Source organism: Aureimonas sp. Leaf427 (genome assembly GCF_001425485.1).
GTDB lineage: Bacteria > Pseudomonadota > Alphaproteobacteria > Rhizobiales > Rhizobiaceae > Plantimonas.
Genome location: NZ_LMQW01000002.1, coordinates 62,956 through 82,070 on the forward strand (window position 1 = coordinate 62,956; position 19,115 = coordinate 82,070).

The 19,115-nt window shown below is 68.9% G+C and carries 18 protein-coding genes; 6 read left to right on the forward strand and 12 right to left on the reverse strand.

Features of this window, described 5'->3' with window-relative positions; translation table 11 throughout:
- Nucleotides 1–184 precede the first annotated feature (184 nt).
- The 3 genes from ASG62_RS03000 to ASG62_RS03010 are packed head-to-tail and all read left to right on the forward strand — an operon-like array spanning nt 185 to nt 3,121.
- Nucleotides 185–1,318, forward strand: coding sequence for a glycosyltransferase (locus tag ASG62_RS03000; RefSeq protein WP_056697988.1), 1,134 nt, complete (start codon nt 185–187; stop codon nt 1,316–1,318).
- Nucleotides 1,315–1,995: a hypothetical protein gene (locus ASG62_RS03005; RefSeq protein ID WP_056697991.1), complete on the forward strand. Its 681-nt coding sequence runs from the start codon at nt 1,315–1,317 to the stop codon at nt 1,993–1,995. Before ASG62_RS03000 ends, ASG62_RS03005 begins: the two co-directional genes overlap by 4 nt.
- Entirely contained in the window at nt 1,982–3,121 is a 1,140-nt protein-coding gene (locus ASG62_RS03010; protein ID WP_056697994.1) for a glycosyltransferase, read from the forward strand. Before ASG62_RS03005 ends, ASG62_RS03010 begins: the two co-directional genes overlap by 14 nt.
- On the opposite strand, the gene ASG62_RS03015 is transcribed toward ASG62_RS03010, so the two are convergent.
- Both ASG62_RS03015 and ASG62_RS26935 read right to left on the reverse strand, forming a co-directional pair.
- Nucleotides 3,018–4,397: a PIG-L family deacetylase gene (locus ASG62_RS03015; protein ID WP_056697997.1), complete on the reverse strand. Its 1,380-nt coding sequence runs from the start codon at nt 4,395–4,397 to the stop codon at nt 3,018–3,020. The genes ASG62_RS03010 and ASG62_RS03015 overlap by 104 nt on opposite strands.
- Complete coding sequence (locus ASG62_RS26935; RefSeq protein ID WP_056698001.1) at nt 4,394–5,533, reverse strand: acyl-CoA dehydrogenase family protein; 1,140 nt, start codon at nt 5,531–5,533, stop codon at nt 4,394–4,396. The genes ASG62_RS03015 and ASG62_RS26935 overlap by 4 nt, the downstream gene beginning before the upstream one ends.
- 525 nt (nt 5,534–6,058) lie before the next feature.
- Between ASG62_RS26935 and ASG62_RS03025 the strand changes: the two genes are divergently transcribed.
- Nucleotides 6,059–6,709, forward strand: coding sequence for a TetR/AcrR family transcriptional regulator (locus tag ASG62_RS03025; protein WP_082537421.1), 651 nt, complete (start codon nt 6,059–6,061; stop codon nt 6,707–6,709).
- A gap of 64 nt (nt 6,710–6,773) precedes the next feature.
- Here the strand turns inward: ASG62_RS03025 and ugpC are convergent, their stop codons facing one another.
- The 8 genes from ugpC to ASG62_RS03065 form a co-directional block, all read right to left on the reverse strand.
- Nucleotides 6,774–7,859: a sn-glycerol-3-phosphate ABC transporter ATP-binding protein UgpC gene (ugpC, locus tag ASG62_RS03030; RefSeq protein ID WP_056698007.1), complete on the reverse strand. Its 1,086-nt coding sequence runs from the start codon at nt 7,857–7,859 to the stop codon at nt 6,774–6,776.
- 7 nt (nt 7,860–7,866) lie between these two features.
- A complete protein-coding gene (gene ugpE / locus ASG62_RS03035) occupies nt 7,867–8,715 on the reverse strand; it encodes a sn-glycerol-3-phosphate ABC transporter permease UgpE (RefSeq protein WP_056698010.1) in 849 nt (282 codons plus the stop codon).
- A complete protein-coding gene (gene ugpA / locus ASG62_RS03040; protein ID WP_056698013.1) occupies nt 8,715–9,602 on the reverse strand; it encodes a sn-glycerol-3-phosphate ABC transporter permease UgpA in 888 nt (295 codons plus the stop codon). The genes ugpE and ugpA overlap by 1 nt, the downstream gene beginning before the upstream one ends.
- Before the next feature lie 23 nt (nt 9,603–9,625).
- Nucleotides 9,626–10,927: a sn-glycerol-3-phosphate ABC transporter substrate-binding protein UgpB gene (gene ugpB, locus ASG62_RS03045; protein WP_056698015.1), complete on the reverse strand. Its 1,302-nt coding sequence runs from the start codon at nt 10,925–10,927 to the stop codon at nt 9,626–9,628.
- A gap of 257 nt (nt 10,928–11,184) precedes the next feature.
- Entirely contained in the window at nt 11,185–12,189 is a 1,005-nt protein-coding gene (locus ASG62_RS03050) for a sugar-binding protein (protein WP_244488587.1), read from the reverse strand.
- A gap of 128 nt (nt 12,190–12,317) precedes the next feature.
- Nucleotides 12,318–13,298: an ABC transporter permease gene (locus ASG62_RS03055; protein ID WP_056698510.1), complete on the reverse strand. Its 981-nt coding sequence runs from the start codon at nt 13,296–13,298 to the stop codon at nt 12,318–12,320.
- A gap of 54 nt (nt 13,299–13,352) precedes the next feature.
- Nucleotides 13,353–14,096 (reverse strand): ATP-binding cassette domain-containing protein, encoded by a 744-nt coding sequence (locus tag ASG62_RS03060; protein WP_056698022.1) that lies wholly within the window; start codon nt 14,094–14,096, stop codon nt 13,353–13,355.
- A gap of 219 nt (nt 14,097–14,315) precedes the next feature.
- Nucleotides 14,316–15,242 (reverse strand): LysR family transcriptional regulator, encoded by a 927-nt coding sequence (locus tag ASG62_RS03065; RefSeq protein WP_056698025.1) that lies wholly within the window; start codon nt 15,240–15,242, stop codon nt 14,316–14,318.
- A gap of 134 nt (nt 15,243–15,376) precedes the next feature.
- On the opposite strand from ASG62_RS03065, the gene ASG62_RS03070 reads away from it, so the two are divergent.
- Both ASG62_RS03070 and ASG62_RS03075 read left to right on the forward strand, forming a co-directional pair.
- Complete coding sequence (locus ASG62_RS03070) at nt 15,377–16,207, forward strand: aldo/keto reductase (RefSeq protein ID WP_056698026.1); 831 nt, start codon at nt 15,377–15,379, stop codon at nt 16,205–16,207.
- 47 nt (nt 16,208–16,254) lie between these two features.
- Nucleotides 16,255–17,037 (forward strand): SDR family NAD(P)-dependent oxidoreductase, encoded by a 783-nt coding sequence (locus tag ASG62_RS03075; RefSeq protein ID WP_056698029.1) that lies wholly within the window; start codon nt 16,255–16,257, stop codon nt 17,035–17,037.
- 5 nt (nt 17,038–17,042) lie between these two features.
- On the opposite strand, the gene ASG62_RS03080 is transcribed toward ASG62_RS03075, so the two are convergent.
- The gene (locus tag ASG62_RS03080) at nt 17,043–18,272 is read right to left on the reverse strand and encodes a cytochrome b/b6 domain-containing protein (RefSeq protein ID WP_056698512.1); all 1,230 of its coding nucleotides are present in this window, start codon (nt 18,270–18,272) and stop codon (nt 17,043–17,045) included.
- Nucleotides 18,273–18,417: 145 nt separating this feature from the next.
- Complete coding sequence (locus ASG62_RS03085; protein WP_056698032.1) at nt 18,418–19,017, reverse strand: YceI family protein; 600 nt, start codon at nt 19,015–19,017, stop codon at nt 18,418–18,420.
- Nucleotides 19,018–19,115 lie beyond the last annotated feature (98 nt).

A 19,115-nucleotide genomic window follows, 5' to 3' on the forward strand; every position in this document is an offset into this window, starting at 1 on the left:
GCTCCGCAATCGCCGTCCGCCCGTTTCATGGAGGTCCCCTACATGCCGCGTGCGGGCACGGCGGCCAGGGAGGGGCGGCGGGCGATTTCGTCGCTGCGGGATGAAAACTCGTCAGATGGCCTTAGATCGACCGTCTCACCCCGCCGTGCAGCCCCGCGCCCGGCCTGTTCCGGAAGGACCGTCCGTGCAAAAGCCGATCGCCTTTTTCGTCCACCACCAGGGACGCGGCCATGCCAACCGGACGATGGCGCTCGCCTCGCAGTTTTCCGCCGACCGTCCGGTCTCCGTGCTCACGGCCGGGCCGCATCTCTTCGACGGCTTCCAGCGCGACATCGAGATCGTCACCCTGCCGAACATGATCGGCGCGAGCGTGCCGACGCCCCGCCTCTATGCCGAGCCGACGCCGCAGGTCATGCACTGCGTGCCGCTCGGCCTTGCCGAGATGCGAAAGACGATGCGCACCATTCTCGATCATCTCGACGACCGGCAGGTCGGCCTCTTCGTCGTCGACGTCTCCTCGGAAATCTCGCTGATGGCGCGCATCGCGAGCACGCCCGCCGTCCAGATCCGCATGCATGGCGACCGGTCCGACATCGGCCATATCGGCTCCTACGAATCCTCCGTCGGCATGCTCGCCCCCTTCGACGAGCGCCTCGAGCAGGACGACTATCCCGCCCATCTGCGGGCGAAGACCTTCTACACCGGCGGCCTCTGCACGACGCGGGACGCCGTGCCGACGAAGGCGGAGGCGCGCGCCCGGCTGGGGCTCGATCCGGCGCGCGAGATCGTCGTCGCCATCACCGGCGGGGGCGGCAGCGGCACGCCCTATGCGCCCCTGACGGTGGCCGCGCGCGCGGCGCCCGAGGCGCTCTGGCTGACGCTCGGGCCGACCCATCGCGAGGGCCACGAGACCGACTTCTCCAACCTTATCGAACTCGGCTGGGTGCCGAACGTCACCGATCATCTCGCCGCCGCCGACATCGTCGTCGCCTCGGCCGGCGACAACACGATCCACGAGGTCGCCCGGATCGGGCAGAAGCTGATCGTCATGCCGGAATGGCGCTATTTCGGCGAGCAGACGCGCAAGGCCGAGGCGCTGGTCCGGCTCGGCGCCGCCGTCGGCGCGCCCGCTTGGCCCGGCGATCTCGCCGGCTGGCAGTCGCTCCTCGCAGAGGCCCGCGCGCTCGACGTCGAGATCGTGCGCACCCTCTTCGAGCCCGAGGCCGCCCGGCGGGGCGCGGCCTGGCTGGAGGCGCTGACCGACGAGATGTGGGCGGGCGCCGGCCACGCCGCGCCGGCGCTGAAGGTGGTCGGGTGAGGGCTCAAACGTCGGATGCCACGCTCCTGACCGTTCTGAAGGGCGGCGGGCGCTATGACGGGCTCTGGGTGGAGCGGCTGGCGCGGGGCGCGCGCGCCTTCGCGCCGGCCTTCTCGCGCATTCTCTGCCTCACCGATCTCGACCTGAAGATCGCCGGCGTCGAGACGGCGCCGCTGCGCCACGGCTGGCCGGGCTGGTGGTCGAAGATGGAGGCCTTCCGGCCGGGCCTCGCGGCCGGCCCGATCGTGCTTCTCGATCTCGACACGGTGTTCGCCGCCGACGCCTCGGCGCTGGCGACGCCCGGCCTTGCCGCGATGGAGGATCATTTCCACGCCGGGCGCCTGTCCAGCGCGATCCTGCGCTGGCAGGGCGACGAGCTCGCCTTCCTCTACGAGGCCTTCGCCGCCGAGCCCGAGCGCTTCATGCAGCCCGGCTCCTGCGGCCCCGTGCCGAACGCGGTCCATGGCGATCAGGTCGTGATCGACCATCTCCTGCGCCAACGGGGCGTCGTGCCCGGCTTCGTCCAGCGCCTTCATCCCGGCCTTCTCGACTTCTACGATCCGGCCAAACGGTCCTATGGCCCGGTCGTGATCTTCATCGGCGACGCCAAGCCGGACGGGGCCGGCGAGCCCATCCGCTCGCTCTGGACGGGGATGCCGGCCGATGCCGCCTTCTGAGACCGGGCCGAATGTTCTCGGCCTGCCGGAGGTCGAGGCGATCGACATCTCCGGCGAGCCGTCGCGTCTCGCCGCATGCGCCCTCGTCGCCTGCGTTCCCGCGCAGAACGAGGAGGGCTGGATCGCCCGCTGCCTCGCCGCGCTCGATGCGGAGCTTTGGCCGGGCGAGGGCGTTCTCCTTCTCGCCAACGGGTGCACGGACGCGACCATCGCCATCGCGCGCGCCGTGACCGCCGGCTGGACGCGGCCCTTTCTCCTCGTCGACTGCCGCTGGCGGCCGGGCGAGGGCAGCGCGCCGCTCGCCCGGCGGATCACCTTCGACATGGCCGAGGCCCTCGCGCCGGATGCGCTGATCCTTTCCATCGACGGCGACACGGTGGTCCTGCCCGGGCTGCGCGCGGCCTATGCGGCCGAGTTCGAGCGCGGCTTCGATCTCGTCTGTGGGCGGATCGGCTTCCTGCCGGAGGAGGCGGCCCTCCTGCCGCACGCCGATCCCGGCAGCGAGGCCGTCATTCGCGACTATCGCGAGACGACGCGCGAGATCGCCGCGCTGCTCCGCCCCGATCCCGACAATCCCTGGCCCCATCACGGCAATATCGGCGGCGCCAATTTTGCGATGCGGGCGGCGGCCTACCGGATCGCCGGCCCGCTGCCGATCCTGCCCTCGGGCGAGGACCGGGCCCTGCGTCGCAGGTTCGAGGCCCATGGCCGTCGCATCCGCTATTGCGACGGGGCACGGGTCGAGACCTCCTGCCGGCTGGAGGGGCGCGCCGCCGGCGGCCTGTCGGAGGAGCTGCGGCGCAACCGGACGCAAACCGATCCGCTGGTGGACGAGCTTCTGGAGCCCGCGGAGACGCTTCTTCTGCGCTTGCGGGCCGAGGCGGCGTTCCTCGCCGCGCCGCTGGCCGAGGACCGCGCCCGCATCCTGACGAGGCTCGGCCTTGCCGCCGGGGAGGCCGCGCGGCTGGCCGAGACCGTCGGGGGGCTCGGCTGGCACGCGGCGGAGGAGGCGAGCCCCGCGCTCAGGCGGACGCGGCTTCGCCTCTCCGATCTCCGCCGCCTTCTGCCGGGGCTGCAGGCGGCGCGGGACGCCATTCGAGAAGCTCGATCCGGTAGTCCGGCGTAGACGAGACCCGGACCGTCTTCGCGCCCGCGCCGAGGCAGGCGGCGAAGACGTCGGCGGCCTCGCGCCCGCCGAGCGGCGTGTCGGTGGGGCCGAGATAGGAGACGAGGAGGAGATGGGCGCCCGGCACCATCCGCGCCGAGAGGGCTCCCGCCAGCGCGGCAAGGCCCGCCTCGTTCAGGAAGTAGAGGACCTCCGAGAGAAGGACGAGGTCGAAGGCCCCTTCGGGCAGGGCGTCCGGCATGGCGCCCACCGCGAAGCGCACATCGGGCGACGTCGTCCGCGCCCGCGCGCGCTCCACGATGGCGGGCTCGCGGTCGACGCCGAGGATGGCCCCCGCGATGCCGGCTTCCACGAGGCCGCGCGACAGGAAACCCTCGCCGCAGCCGGCCTCCAGCGCGCTCGCATAGCGCCGGCCCTCCAGCATCGCGAGGCTGGCGGCGCGCTTGTCGGCCTCGTAGGCGGAGGAGCGGACATGCCAGGGATCGCCGTCGCCGGCATAGAGGCGCGCGAAATGCTCGGGGCCGGGCACATGGCCCGGCATGGCCTCCCAGCCGTAGCGCTCCAGCGGGTCCTCCTGCGCCGCGAGAAACCAGCCGGGCAGAACGAAGCCTTCGGGATCGTCCGACACGACGAGGCCGAGCTGGCTGCGATGGCAGGCGATGGCGCCTCGCTTGCGCGCGATGTCCGTCGCGACCTTGAAGGCGACCAGCCCCTCCGAGCGGAAGGGCGCGTCCGGCGGCAGGCGACGCGACCAGACCTCGTAATGGAGAAGCCGCAAAGCCGGGCGAAGCGCGCGGACGCGGCGGGCCAGCTCGGCCGCCGCATGATGGTCGGGATGGGGATCGTCGGGATGGGGCGCGGCGAGCGCGGTGGCGCCGATCCGGTCGCAGAGTGCGGCGATGCGCGCGGCGGCCTCCTCGAAGCCGGGGCTGCGGCCGGAGGCGCCGTCCGGCAGCGAGAGGCGAAGCTCCTCCGCCCCCGCGCAGCCGAGCGCCGCCATGGCCGCGCGCTGCTCCTCCACCCGAAGCGCGGCGAGGGATGGCGGCGGCATCTGCCGGGAGGCGCGGTGCGAGCCCTCGCCATCGGTGAGGGCGACGAGGCCGATCCGCCGGCCGAGGCGCCCGGCGGCGAGGAGAAGCGCGGAGGCGCCGAGCGTCTCGTCGTCGGGATGGGGCGAGAGGACGACGAGGCCCCCGTCGCCGATCAGCCGCTCTGCGGGCGCGACGGGGGCGGCCGCCATCATCCCGTTCCAGAGGCCCAGCGTGCCCTCGCTCATCGGGCCATGTCCGCGGCGAGAACGCGCCCGTGCTGGAGGAGAACCGCGTCGGGATTGGCCTGCCGGATATAGACCGAGAGATCGCGCGTCAGCGCCTCCAGCGGATGGCTCCGGGCAAACGAGCCGAGGCCGAGGCCGCGCTCGGAAAGATCGATCACCGTCATCGCCGCCTCCTCCGTCACGAGCCGCCCATAGGCCGAGAGCGCCACGGCCTTGGCGATGGCGGGGGCGTCGCCGATCGCGGCTCCCGTCTCGATGCGCGCGGCCGTGTCCTCGATCCAGAGCCGCGCCGTGCGGGCGGAGAGGATCGCCTGTCCGATCCGCGCCATCTGGAGCGGGTGGCCGTCGCGTCCGGTTCGGCCGAGCTCGCCGGCGAGCCCCCCGACGATCGCCTCGATCGCGCCCAGCTGGGCCGCCGCGCAGCGCCATATGCCGCCGACGAAGAAGGGCTCGCGCCGGTAGTCGTCGGGCGCGCCGATCCGGTCGGCTGGCGTCACCGGAACGCCGTCGAACGTGTAGGTGCCGGAGATCGAGCGCCGCATGCCCCGCATGTCGAAGCTCGACAGATCGACGCGGGCCTTCTCGCGCACGTCGAGAAGGAGGAGGTGCATCCGCCCGGTCTCGGCCTCCGTGATCGGCACCAGCGCGGTGTGGAGAAGCCCGGCGCCCGAGGCGTAGCGCTTGGCGCCGGACAGCGTGACGCCGCCGCGCGCGTCCTCGACGAGGCGCACGGGCTCAGGCCCCTCCGCGCCCCAGACGCCGAGAAGGCCGCCTTCGCCGAGCACGCGGAGAACGCGCGCCTGTTGCGCTGCCGTGCCGTAGAGGGCGATCAGCTGGAGCGCGTTGACATGGCCCTCGAAGAGGCGCGCGAGGCTGAGCTCGATCCCGCCGAGCGTCACCAGTGCGTCGAAGACCGCGCGCCAGCCGGGCTCGAAGCGATAGCCGCCGTCCGCTGCGGGCGTCGCGAAGGCCGAGAGGAGCCCGTGCCGGGCGAGCACCTCGACGAAGGGCGCCGGGTCGTCCCGCCCCGCCTCGCGCTCGCGCACGGCCAGCAGGTCGGCCCTCACGGCATCCGGCAGGAGTTCGGCCTCGGCGGGCTCGCGGAGGGATCGGAGGGAGGGCGGGGCAAGGCTCATGACGGACGGTCTCCGGATGCCGTTCACGAAGGCATCGAAAGCCTGACATATGACCGACGAGCGAAATGGCGATCCGCCGGGCGACAAACCCGTGCGATCCGGCGGCGCGACGACGTCGCGGCGCGCCGTTCCCGGACGTAAGATGCGATCGAGACCGGGAGCCGGCTCCGGCCATCCAGGGCGATAGAATATAGAAGCGATAGACGTCTTGGATTTTGTTCGCGTTCCGCGGAGATTTTCTGATCTTGCGACGACTGCACGCATCAGTTTTTCAACTGAAAGCATTAGATTGTCTGATTGCTTTGAAAAACCCGGAAAATAAATGGCAATACATCGGACATGCCGACTGAACTATGGCCTGCGGTGTTCGCGGGAGACGATGCTGTGTGCGGCGCGATATCGCGGGGGATTTCTTCCATCGCGCGAGGCGTGCGCATCGATAGCATCTCACGAGGCCCGAAACTTTGCGGTCACAATCGTCCCGGGCGCCTCGACAGATGTCGTCGAGTATCCTAAAGAAGAGAAATGGCACCGACGAAGACAGTTTCGACCCGAGTGGGCGGCACGACGCCCAAGGGTCTGCAGCGAAAGACGGAATTGGCCGATCAGGCCGTGCACAGCCTTGCATTGCAGAGCTATGCGCAGACGTCGCTTCGCGATATAGCGGCCGCCGCCGACATCAACATAGGTCGCCTGCATTACTACTTCGACGACAAGACCGACCTCATCATCTACGCGGTCAAGCACTTCAAGCAGACCTTCGTGGCCGATCTCTCCGGCGGCATCGACAAGCAGCGATCGCTCGAAGCCGGTGTCCAGACGCTGGTCCAGAGGCTCACCGAAGCGCCGGAAATGCACCGGTTCTGGTACGATCTGCGCAATCAGGCCCTGTTCGAGCCGAAATATCGCAGCGTCGTTGCCGAGATCGAGCGCGAGCTGAAGGAGATGACGGCCGCTCTCCTCGTCCTGATCGACCCCGAGCGCGACGTCGGCCCTCATCTCGAACTAGCCTATGTCGTTCTCGACGGGCTCTTCTTCCGCGGGCTCCAGTGCCTTCTCTACGGCGAGACGAACGTCCCGGAGCGCCTGACGGCGGCGCTTCTCAGCTCCGCCGGGCATTTCCAGGAGTTCGGCAGCCTCTCGCCCTGGTCGTCGAACCCGCTGCCCCTTCGCTGATATCGGCGCCCTTCCCCGGCGAACGGCCGGGGACGCGGAGGCGCGGGTCGTTCGGGCCGGGCTCTCAGGCGGCGATGCGCCGGCCGTCGGCTCCGAAGGCGTGAAGGGCGGCCGACGGCGCGAAGATGCGCGCGCGCTGGCCGATCTCCAGCGCCGTCCGGCCGGGAACGCGGAAGACGAGCGGGCTCGCGCCGCCCTCCGGCGTTCCGTGCACGTAGCTCTCCGCGCCCGCCAGCTCGATCGCGCCGACGGTCACGTCAGCCGAAAAGCCTTCCCTTCCGTCGCCGAGCGTGAAGGCCTCGGGCCCCTCGCCGAGCGAGAAGGCCTCGGGGCGTACGCCGAGCGTGAAGGGCCCGTCGCCCGCCGGCGCGAAACCGGCGAGCCGCCCGCCGCCGGGAAGCGCCGAGCCGCCGCGCGCGGCGGGAAGAAGGTTCATGCCGGGCGAGCCGATGAAGCCGGCGACGAAGAGGCTGGCGGGCTTCTCGTAGAGATCGATCGGCCGCCCCACCTGCTCCACGAGGCCCGCATTGAGGACGACGAGCCGGTCGGCGAGGGTCATGGCCTCCATCTGGTCGTGCGTGACGTAGACGCTCGTCGTCGCGAGCGCCCTCTGCAGGCGGCGGATCTCGATGCGCATCTGGACGCGCAGCTTGGCGTCGAGATTGGAGAGCGGCTCGTCGAAGAGGAAGGCGGCGGGCTCGCGCACGATGGCGCGGCCCATGGCGACGCGCTGGCGCTGGCCGCCGGAGAGCTGGCCCGGCCTGCGGTCGAGAAAGCCCGCGATCTCCAGCGAGGCGGCCGCCTGCGCCACGCGCCGCTCGATCTCGGCGCCCTTCATGCCGCGGTTCTTCAGCCCGTAGGAGAGGTTCTGGCGCACCGTCATGTGGGGATAGAGCGCATAGTTCTGGAACACCATGGCGATGTCCCGGTCGGCCGGCTCGAGGTCGTTGACGACGCGCCCGCCGATCTCGATCGTGCCGGAGGTGACGGTCTCCAGCCCCGCGATCATGCGCAGCAGGGTCGACTTTCCGCAGCCGGACGGGCCGACGAGCACGAGAAGCTCGCCATCGGCGATCTCCAGCGAGATGCCGCGCACGGCCTCGGTCTCGCCGTAGCGCTTGCGGACGTCCTTGAGGGTGATGGAGGCCATGTCTCTCTTACTTTTCCGACTCGACGAGGCCCTTCACGAACCATCGCTGCATCAGGACCACGACCAGCACCGGCGGCAGGATCGCGAAGATCGCCGTCACCATCACGAGCGGCCAGGGCGTCTCGGCATCGGCGAAGGAGACCATCTTGCGCAGCGCGATGACGATCGTGTTCATCTGGTTGTCGTTGGTGATGAGGAGCGGCCAGAGATACTGCGTCCAGCCGTAGATGAAGAGGATGACGAAGAGCGCGGCGATGTTGGTCTTGGAGAGCGGGATCAGGATGTCGCGCAGGAAGCGCATCGGCCCCGCCGCGTCGATCCGCGCGGCCTCCACCAGCTCGGCCGGAATCGTCATGAAGAACTGGCGGAAGAGGAAGGTCGCCGTGGCGGAGGCCATCAGCGGCAGGGTCAGGCCCGTATAGGTGTCGATGAGGCCGAGATCGACCATCACCTTGTAGGTCGGCAGGATGCGCACCTCGACCGGCAGCATCAGCGTGACGAAGATGATCCAGAAGGCGACCATCCGGCCGGGAAAGCGGAAATAGACGATGGCAAAGGCCGAGAGGATCGAGATCGCGATCTTGCCGACCGCGATGGCGGTGGCGACGATCGCCGTGTTCCACAGGAGCCGCGCGATCGAGACGCCGCCGATCTGCGAGGCGCCGGAGAAGAGGGCCGTTCCGTAGTTCTCCAGGAACTCGCCGCCGGGCGTCAGCGGCAAGGGCGGGGAGAGGATGGTGCGCAGCGTCTGCGTGGAGGCGACGAACGTGTAGTAGATCGGGAAGGCGACGATCAGGATGCCGAGCACGAGCACGAGATGGGCGAGCGGCCGGGCGAAGGGGCGATGCTCGACCATCAGCTGTAATGCACCTTGCGCTCGACGAAGCGGAACTGGACGGCGGTGAGCGCGATCACGATCGCCATCAGGATCACCGACTGGGCGGCCGAGGAGCCGAGGTCGAGATTGACGAAACCGTCGTTGAACACCTTGTAGACCAGCGTCTCCGTCGCCTTGGCGGGCCCGCCGCCCGTCACCGCGTGGATGATGCCGAACGTGTCGAAGAAGGCGTAGACGCAGTTCACGACGAGGAGGAAGAAGCTCGTCGGCGCGATCAGCGGGAAGACGATCGTCCAGAAGCGCTTGGGCCCCCGCGCGCCGTCGATGGCGGCCGCCTCGATCAGCGAGCGCGGCACCGACTGGAGCGCCGCGACGAAGAAGAGGAAATTGTAGCTGATCTGCTTCCAGGCCGCCGCCATCACGACGAGGACCATGGCCTGGTCCCCGTCGAGCAGCGGGTCCCAGTTGTAGCCGGTGGCGCGCAGCATATAGGCGAAGGTGCCCATGGTGGGCGAGAACATGAAGAGCCAGAGCAGGCCCGCCACCGCCGGCGCCACCGCATAGGGCCAGATGAGGAGCGTGCGGTAGAAGCCCTTGCCGCGCGTGACCGTCTCCGCCGCCGAGGCGAGGAAGAGCGACAGGCTCATGGCGAGCGCGGCGGTGGCGAAGGAGAAGACCAGCGTCACCTTCAGCGCGTGGAGATAGTTCGGGTCCGCCAGCACCGCCTGGAAATTGGCGAGGCCGACGAACTCGGTGGAGAGCCCGAAGGCGTCCTCGCGCAGCGTCGACTGATAGAGGGCCTGGGCGCTCGGCCAGTAGAAGAAGACGAGCGTCACCGCGATCTGGGGCGCGAGCAGCAGATAGGGCAGGACCTTGCCGGGAAAGACGACGCGGGGAGAGGCCATCGGGGTCTAGCGGTGATCCGCCTTCAGCGCACGGCGGCGGCGATGGCGGCGTCGGCGCGTTCCTTGGCCTTGGAAAGCGCGGTCTTGGCGTCCTGGCTGCCGTTCAGCATGGCCTCGAACTCCTCGTTCTCGATGTCGCGCACCTGCGGCAGGTTGACGAGGCGCACGCCCTTGGAGTTCTCGGTCGGCGCCTTGCCCGTCATCTGGGTGATCGGCGTCTCGCGGCCGGGATTCTTCTCGTAGAAGCCGCTCGCCTTGGTGGCCTCGTAGGCCTCCAGCGTGACCGGCAGATAGCCGGACTTCTGGTGCAGGCGCGACTGGATCTCGGGCTTGGACAGGAAGTTGAAGAACTCCGCGACGCCCTTGTACTCCGCGTCCGTCTTGCCGCCGAAGACCCAGAGGCTGGCGCCGCCGGGGATCGTGTTCTGCGGCGCGCCGTTGCCCTTCGTGTCGTAGGGCAGCTGGCCGATGCCGTAGTTCATGCCGGACTTCACGACGTCGCCGAGACCGCCGGAGGATTCGGTGAGGATCGCGCATTCGCCGGAGAGGAAGAGCTGCTTGGCCTCGGCCGTGCGGCCGCCGTAGCGGAAGACGCCCTCCTTGGCGAGATCGGCGATCGCCTGGAAATGCTCGACATAGATCGGCTGGTCGATCGCCAGCTCCACCTTGCCGCCGGCAAGGCCGTTCTCGCCGCTGGCATAGGAGACGTTGTTCCAGGCCGCGAAGTTCTCGAGGTGAATCCAGGTCAGCCAGGTGGAGGTGTAGCCGCAGGGCGCCGCCCCGCTCTCCTTGATCTTGCGCGCGGCGGCGAAGACCTCGTCCCAGGTCTTGGGCGGCTGGTTCGCGTCGAGCCCCGCCTTCTGGAAGGCGTCCTTGTTGTAGTAGAGGATCGGCGAGGAGGAGTTGTAGGGGAAGGACAGCATCGTGCCGTCCGGCTTGGAATAGTAGTTGACGATGCCCGGCAGGTATTTCGACTTGTCGAACGTGTAGCCGCCCTGTTCCAGGATCTCGGCCACGGGCTTGATCGCGCCCTCCGCGCCCATCATCACGCCGGTGCCGACGTCGAAGACCTGGATGATGGCCGGCGTCTGCTTGGCGCGGAAGGCGGCGATGCCGGCGTTCAGCGTCTCGGGATAGGTGCCCTTGTAGACCGGCTTGACGACGTAGTCGCCCTGGCCGGCGTTGAACTCCTTGGCGAGCTCCTCGACCACGTCGTTGTTGGCGCCGTTCATGGCATGCCACCACTGAAGCTCGGTCGCGGCATGGGCGGAGCCGGCGAAGGCCGTGCCGAAAGCGAGGGCGCAAAGGATCGAGCGTGCGGACATGGGTGTTCCTCCCGAAGGCGTCGGCGAAGGGGTCTTTCCCTTCCGTGGGCTTGCGCCTCTAGCCGATGCTCATATCAATTTCACGACGGTCTTCGCCGCCTGCTGCCGGCCGCAGGGAGCCATCCGAACGGGCCGGCGTCAACCGTTTCGATGGGATACCTTAGCATTAGAGCCGGCATCGTCTGCGCCAGGCTCTGCGGCCGGACAGGCGGCGGCAGGGCCTCCCGCCCCACCGCCGCTGCCTGGCTATGGCCGGCTCAGTTGGCGGACTTGCCGCAGGTCGTCTCGGCGTTTTCCGGGGTGCAGACCTCGGTGCCGGTGATGATCATCGGCGGCAGGGTCTCCTTCTTCGTCAGCTTGTCCAGCGCCATGATCGTCTCGTAGCCCATGTCGTAGGGCCGCTGGCCGACGTTGAAATGGCTGAGGCCCTTGGCGAGCAGCGGCAGCTGCGGCCCGAAATTGTCGCCGAAGACGACGACGAGCTCTTTGGCGTCGAGCCGCGCCCGGAAGGGCTCCATGGCCTGCGTATAGGCCTGCGGGGCATATTGCGCCCAGCCGCCGACGGCGACGAGCGCGTCGAGCTCGGGATTGCTGGTCATGACGTCGCGGACCTGCTGGGCGGCGAGCGCGATGTCGTCATTGTTGTAGACCGGGCAGCCGGCGGGCTCGGTCCAGCCGTTCGTGTCATTCAGCGCGCCCGCCGGCTTGTCCTTGGTCGTTCCCGCCAGCGTGTCGCGAATGCCCTGGATGCGGCCGTTGAGGTTTTCCGAGGCCGGGGCGCCCGACTGGATGCAGACCGAGCCGCCCTTCTTCCCGGCCTCCAGAACCTTCTCGGCCAGGACCTTGCCGAACTCGTAATTGTCGGTGCCGATATAGGTGGCGCGCAGCTTGGCGTCCTCGGGCAGGACGTCGGTGTCGAAGGTGACGACGGGAATGCCCGCATCGTTCGCCATCTTCAGGATGCGCGCCATGGCCTTGGGGTTTCCGGCGGAGATGCCGATCCCGTCGACGCCGCGCGTGATGACGTCCTGGGCGAGCTGCACTTGCTTCGCCTCGTCGTATTCGGTCGGGCCGATATAGGTGCAGGTGACGTCGCCGAGCTTGGCGGCGGCGGCCTTGCAGCCGGCGTCGATCGGCGGGCTGAAGGCATTGTTCAGGACCTTGAAGACGAGGGCGAACTCGCGGTCGGCGGCCTGTACGGGCGCGGCGAGGAGGCCGCCGGCAAGGCATGCGGCGGCGGCGGTCATCAGGCGGTGTTTCATCGGCATGGTCGTTTCTCCCGTTGTGGTTCGTGATCCGCGGGGTCGTTCGAATGCCCCGGACGGTTTCACCGCCGCCGCCCACCGATGTCAGGCCCGGGCGGCGGCAAGTCCCTGAAAAGCTGCATGTCTCACACCTTCGACGAACGCACCCGCTCCAGAAGCACGGCGCCGAGGATGAAGCTGCCGACGAAGAAGCCCTGCCAGAACGGGTTCACGCCGGCGATGAGAAGCGAATTGCGGATGACCTCGACGAGCACGGCGCCGATCGCCGCGCCGATGGCCGTGCCGAAGCCGCCGACGAGGCTGGCGCCGCCGATGACGGTGGCGGCGATCACCTGAAGCTCGTAGCCGGTGCCGATCGCATTGGTGACGGCGCCGAGCCAGCCGACGAGGAAGATGGCCGCCACCGCCGCCATGAGGCCGCTGAAGGCATAGGTCGAGACCTTGATCAGCTCCACCGGAATGCCGCAGAGCCGCGCGGCGTGCTCGTTGCCGCCGACGGCGTAGACGTAGCGGCCCCATCGCGTCGTGGTGAGCAGGAGATGCAGGACGACGATGCCCGCGATCAGCGCGAAGATGACGTTGGGCAGGCCGAAGGTCTTGCCGCCGCCGAGCGAAAGAAGCTGCTCGGTCCAGGTGCCGAACTCGTAGAAGACCGTGTTCTGGCTGATGACGAGGGCGAGGCTGCGCCCCATGGAGAGCGTGGCGAGCGTCACCACGAAGGGCGGCAGCTTCAGATAGGCGATCACCGCGCCGTTGAAGGCGCCGCAGAGCGCGCCGAGAAGGAGGATGGCGGGGATGGCGACCGGCAGGGGCCAGCCGGCGACGAGCACGATGCCGAGCGCGATGCCGCAGAGGCCCAGGATCGAGCCGACCGAGATGTCGATGCCGCCGCTGATGATGACCGGCGTCATGCCGAGCGCCATGATGCCGATGAAGCAGGCGTTCTGGAGAACGTTGAGGAGATTGCCGGAGGTCGCGAATTTCGGCGAGACCAGCGTGACGAGAAGGCCGAGCACGAGGATCGCGACCGCGATCCAGGCCTCCTGCGTCGCCCCCAGCCGCCCGAAGAGCGAGCGGCGGGGCGTGCTGGTGAGATCGATGGCCATGCCATGAGGATCGGAGGCGGGATCGGAGGCGGGTGACATCGGGCGGTCGATCCTTCAGGCCGAGGCGATGGCGCCCGTGATGAGGCCGGTGACCTCCTCCGGGCTGGACTGGCCGATGGGCTTGTCGGCCACTTTCCGCCCGCGGCGCATGACGACGACGCGGTCGCAGACGTCGAAGACGTCGGGCATGCGGTGGCTGATCAGGATGACCGCGAGCCCCTGGTCGCGCATGCGCCGGATCAGCGCGAGCACCTCGGCGACCTGCCGCACGCTGATCGCGGCCGTCGGCTCGTCCATGAGCACGATTTTGGACTTGGCGAGCCGCGTGCGGGCGATGGCGACGGCCTGGCGCTGCCCGCCCGACATGCGCGCCACGAGATCGGCCGGGCGCGTCTCCGACTTCAGCTCGCGGAAGAGCTCGTCCGCCCGCGCGTTCATCCGCTTCTTGTCGACGATGCTGAACGGTCCCCAGCGGCGCATCAGCTCCCGCCCGAGAAAGACGTTCGCCGCCGCCGTCAGGTTGTTGCAGAGCGCCAGGTCCTGGTAGACGACCTCGATCCCGTGGCGCCGGGCATCGGAGGGGCCGGTCAGCTGAAGCGCCTTGCCCTCCAGCGTGTAGGTTCCGGCGGTCGGCAGGAAGTTGCCGGCGATTGTCTTGACCAGCGTCGACTTGCCCGCGCCGTTGTCGCCCATCAGCCCCAGGACTTCGCCCGCGTGAATGTCGAGGCTCACCTCGTTCAGCGCGCGGATCGCACCGAAATCCTTCACGATGCCGTCCAGTCGCGCAAGAACCGCCATCGCCCGCCTTCAACACATTGTGACATCCAGCAACAAACACGGCGCAAAAGGCCCGTCAACGCAATTGGTAAGTTTTGCATCGCAATAGATATATTGCATCGCGATTTCGAGCTGCGGCGCCGCCTGCGGCCATATCTTGCCGCCTCGGAAACGTTACTTGGCAAAGCATTCGGACAGACCGGCGCGGAACGCGCTGCCGAAGGGGGCGGGTTCAGGCGCTCAGACGCCCGCCCCTGGCACCGGGCCATCCGGACGAAGGGAGGCCGCGAGGAAGTCCACGAAGGCGCGGATGCGGGCGGCCATGTGCTCGTGCCGCACGAAGAGCGCGTGGACGGTCTCCATCTCGCCGGGGTTGAAGGCTTCGAGGATCGGCACGAGCCGGCCCTCCTCGATCTCGCGCTGCACGTAGAGCCGCCCGACGCGCGCGATGCCGAGGCCGGAGGCGCAGAGGCGCCGCAGGGCGGGGCCGGCGTCGAGCAGCGCATTGCCGGAGACGGCCATTTCCCATTCGCGCCCCGTCGCCGGATCGCGGAAGGGCCAGCCCGCGACGCTGCGCCGGAAGTTGAAGCCGAGGCAGTTGTGGCGCTCGAGCTCGCTGGGATGGGCGGGCGTTCCGTGCCGTGCCAGATAGGCGGGGGCGGCGACGACGACCCGCCCGGCCTCGACGATCTTGCGCGCGTTGAGGCTGGAATCGGCGAGCGGCCCCGCGCGCAGCGCGACGTCGGCCCGCTCGTCGAAGAGATCGACGACGCGGTCGTGGATGGAGAGGTCGAGGTCCACCTGCGGATAGCGATCGAGGAAGCTCGGCACGAGCGGCAGAAGCAGGCTCTCGCCGAAGCCCGCGCTCGACGTCACCTTCAGCCGCCCGCGCGGCGCCGCGCTCGCCCCGTTCGCGACCGCCCGTTCGGCGTCGTCGATATCGGCGAGGATCTGCCGCGCCCGCGCCAGATACAGCTCGCCCTCTGGCGTGGCCTTGAGCTTTCGCGTGCTGCGCATCAGAAGCCGCGTGCCCAGCCGCTGCTCGATCCGCGTCAAGAGCTTGGCGACGGCCGAGGGCGTCAGCCCCAAGCGCCGGCCGGCCGCCGAGAAGCTGCCATGTTCGAGACTGGCCACGAACACGTCCATCTCGCCCGCTCGGTTGTCCATCTTGCGCCTCTCACTTGGGAACTGCAGTCCAAGATGCTTGTCTCGCTGCACGGGTTCCGGCGCAAGTGGAAAGGGCCGATATGGAGATGACGAGACGAGCGGATCGCCGCGCCCCAGCCCGAGAGGACCTTCCCATGCAGACCGTCACCGCAAAGGACGCGACCATCCCGGCGCTTGGCTTCGGCACGTTCCGCATGCCGGGACCCGATGTCCTGCGGATCGTCCCCCAGGCCCTCCAGATCGGCTTTCGCCATGTCGACACCGCGCAGATCTACGGCAACGAGGCCGAGGTCGGCGAGGCGATCGCGGGGTCCGGCATCCCGCGGAACGAGATCTTCCTGACGACGAAGGTCTGGGTCGACAACTACCGGCACGCGGACTTCCTCGCCTCGGTGGACGAGAGCCTCGCCAAGCTTCGGACCGATCGCGTCGATCTCCTCCTTCTGCACTGGCCGAGCGCGGCCGTGCCGCTGGCCGAGCAGATCGGCGCGCTGAACGAGGTCGCCCGGGCCGGAAAGGCCCGCCATATCGGCGTCTCCAACTTCAACACCACGCTGATGCGCGCGGCCGTCGCCGCCAGCGAGCGCCCGCTGGTCGTCAACCAGGTCGAGGTCCATCCCTATATCGACCAGTCGCCTGTCGTCTCGGCCGCTGCCGAGCTCGGCCTTGCGATCACGGCCTATTTCGCCATGGCGGACGGGCGCGTCTTCGCCGATCCCGTCCTCTCCAACATCGCCGCCGCCAAGGGGCGGAGCGTCGCGCAGGTCGTGCTGCGCTGGATCGTCCAGCGCGGGATGATCGTCCTGTCGAAGACCGTCAGCGAAGCGCGCGTCGCCGAGAACGCGGCGATCTTCGACTTCGCGCTCTCGCCGGACGAGATGGCCGCCATCTCCGCGCTCGTCGAGCCGAAGGGGCGCATCGTCAGCCCGGAGGGCCTCGCGCCCGTCTGGGACGTCGCCGCCTGACGAACAAGACGCGCCGCACCAAGCCCTTTCACCGAAAGAACCGACCCATGGACCTGCAGCTTCACGGAAAGACCGCCCTCGTCACCGGCTCCACCGCCGGCATCGGCCTCGCCATCGCCAGGCGGCTGGCGGAGGAGGGGGCGAGCGTCGTCCTCACCGGGCGTTCGCGGGAGAAGATCGACGCCGCGCTCGCCGACATCGGCGTTCCCACCGCACGCGGCATCGCCGCCGATCCCGCGACGGAGGAAGGTGCCGCCGACCTCGTGCGCGAGCTGCCCGAGGTCGACATCCTCGTCAACAATCTCGGCATCTACGAATCCAAGCCCTTCGCCGAGATCACCGATGCCGACTGGCGCCGCTTCTTCGAGGTGAACGTGCTCAGCGGCGCGCGCCTCGCGCGGTCCTACTTCCCCGGCATGCTGGCGCGCGACGCCGGGCGGATCATCTTCATCGCCAGCGAATCCGGCCTGATGGTGCCGCCCGACATGATCCATTACGGCATGACGAAGACCGCGCAACTCGCCATCGCGCGGGGATTGGCGGGCCTCACCAAGGGCACGCGCGTCACGGTCAACTCCGTCCTTCCCGGCACCACGCGCTCGGAGGGGATCGAGGCCTTCCTGAAGAGCGTCGCCACCGATCCGGCCGCGCCCATGGCCGAGATCGAGGCCGGCTTCTTCGCCAAGGACCGCGCGACCTCGCTTCTCCAGCGCATGATCGAGCCAGAGGAGATCGCAAGCCTCGTCGCCTATGTGGCGAGCCCGCTTTCGGCCGCGACCAACGGCGCGGCCCTGCGCGTCGACGGCGGCATCACGCCGACGATTGTTTGAAGCGGTCAGGTCCGCTTGGCGCTCAGGGTGAAGTCGATGGCGATGGCGGGGGCGAGCCATTCGCCCTTGGCGTCGTTCTCGATCCCGAGCTTGTAGGACAGGCGGTCGATCGCGGCCCGGCCGGACACGGTGGCGATGCCGGCCGCATCCTCGGCAAAGGTGAAGGGCACTTCGATCGGCGCCTCCACCGCCTTGATCCGCAGCATGCCCTTGGCAAGATAGCCTTCGGGCGTCTTGGAGAAGGCGTTCAGATGGATCTCGGCGCGCGGAAACGCCGCCGTGTCCAGCCCGTCCGGCCCCGCGAGATTGGAGCGGATGAAGCTGTCCTCGATCGAGACGGAGGCGGTCTCGACGACGATGTCGGCCCGCGCGGCGCTGAGATCGGCGGGATCGAAGACGACGGCCGCGTTCCAGTTGCCGACAGCGCCCGCGATGGTCTTGCCGGAAAAGGTGACGGCATAGAAGAGCTTGGAGGCCGCCGGGTCGATCGTCCAGCCGGATGCGGCGCCGGCCTGTTCGAGCTTGGCCGCATCCGCCGGCGCGCCGCCGGCCTCGCCCCGCCCGATCAAGACGCCGCCGCCCAGAAACAGGGCGACCGCCGTCGCCGCGATCGGCAGCGCGACGAGCGCGGTGGAGGTGCGGGGCAGCCGGCCGACCGGCATCATGCGCGAGAAGGACGGCGCGTCGTCGATCAGCGAATGCTTCAGCGCTCCCGCCACATGAAGCGCGATCAGGACGACGAAGGAATAGGCGAGCCAGATATGGGTGGTCTCGGCAAGATCCGCCCCGCCGGGGCCGGCGAGCGCTACGGGCAAAGGCAGGTTCGGCCAGGGCAGGCTGTCCGAGAGCATGAGAAGCGTCGGGATCTTCGTCGGCGAGGCCGAGACGAGAAGCCAGCCCGACAGCGGCACGAGCACCATCAGCGCATAGAAAAGAACGTGCACGAGGCCGGCGAGGAGCCGTTCGGCCGGGGCCGAAGGGGGCGCGGCGGGCGCGGGATTGAAGAGGCGCCAGGCGATGCGCGCCAGCGTCAGCGCCAGGACCGAGATGCCGACCGTCTTGTGCCACTGGAAGACCGCGAAGCGCAGCGCGTCCGGCATCACGTCGAGGCGGCTCATCGCAAAGCCCAGCACGAGCTGGAAGAGGATCGCGGCCGCGATCGCCCAATGCAGCGCCATGGCGCCGGCATTGTAGCCTTCGACCCGGCCGTGCCGGGCGGATGCACTCGACGTCATCGCTGCCATCCCTTGAATCTCATCCGCGGCGTCTCGCCCGCAGGGTCCACGATCGAAAAAGGGCCGGCCTCGCTCGGCCGGCCCCCTTGTCCTTCGCCGCCGTCGTCCCGAGCCTTGCGGGAGACCGGCGGTGTCTTCTGTGCGCTTACTGAGCGACGAACTCGGTCTCGATGGTGACGAGGACGTCGTCCGCCACCGGGCCGACCAGCGTCGCGACGCCGAACTCGGAGCGCTTGATCGTGCCCGTCGCGGAGAAGCCGACGGTCGGCTTCTTGCTCATCGGATGCGGGTTGAGGGCGGCGTTCAGCTTGACGTCGAGCGTGACGGGCTTGGTCACGCCGTGGAAGGTCAGGTCGCCCGTCACCGTGCCGGTGTCGGCACCGGTCGTCTCGATTTTGGTGGAGACGAAGGTGATCGTGTCGAACTTCGCGGCATCGAAGAACATGTCGCTGGCGATCTCGGCGTTGAAGTCCTTGCCGGCCGCGCCGTCGTTCGTGTCGACCGACTTCGGGTCGATCGTCGCCGTCAGCTTCGACTTCGTCGGGTCGGCGGGGTCGAGCACGAGCGTCGCGTCGATCCCGTCGAAGCGGCCGATATAGTTGGACAGGCCGAAATGCTTCACCGACCAGAGCACGTTCGTATGCGCCTTGTCGGCGGCATAGGTGCCGGCGGGCACGTCGATCGACTGGGCCTGCGACAGCGAGGCGCTGGCGAGAAGGATGGCGGCGGCAAGTGTCATGCGCATGAAGTGTCTCTCTTTTTGCGAACCGTTGGTCGTGGCGGAGAGTTAGGCGATTTCGCCGCCGCGATACAGCATTCCCTGCTGCGACGCACTGTTCAACG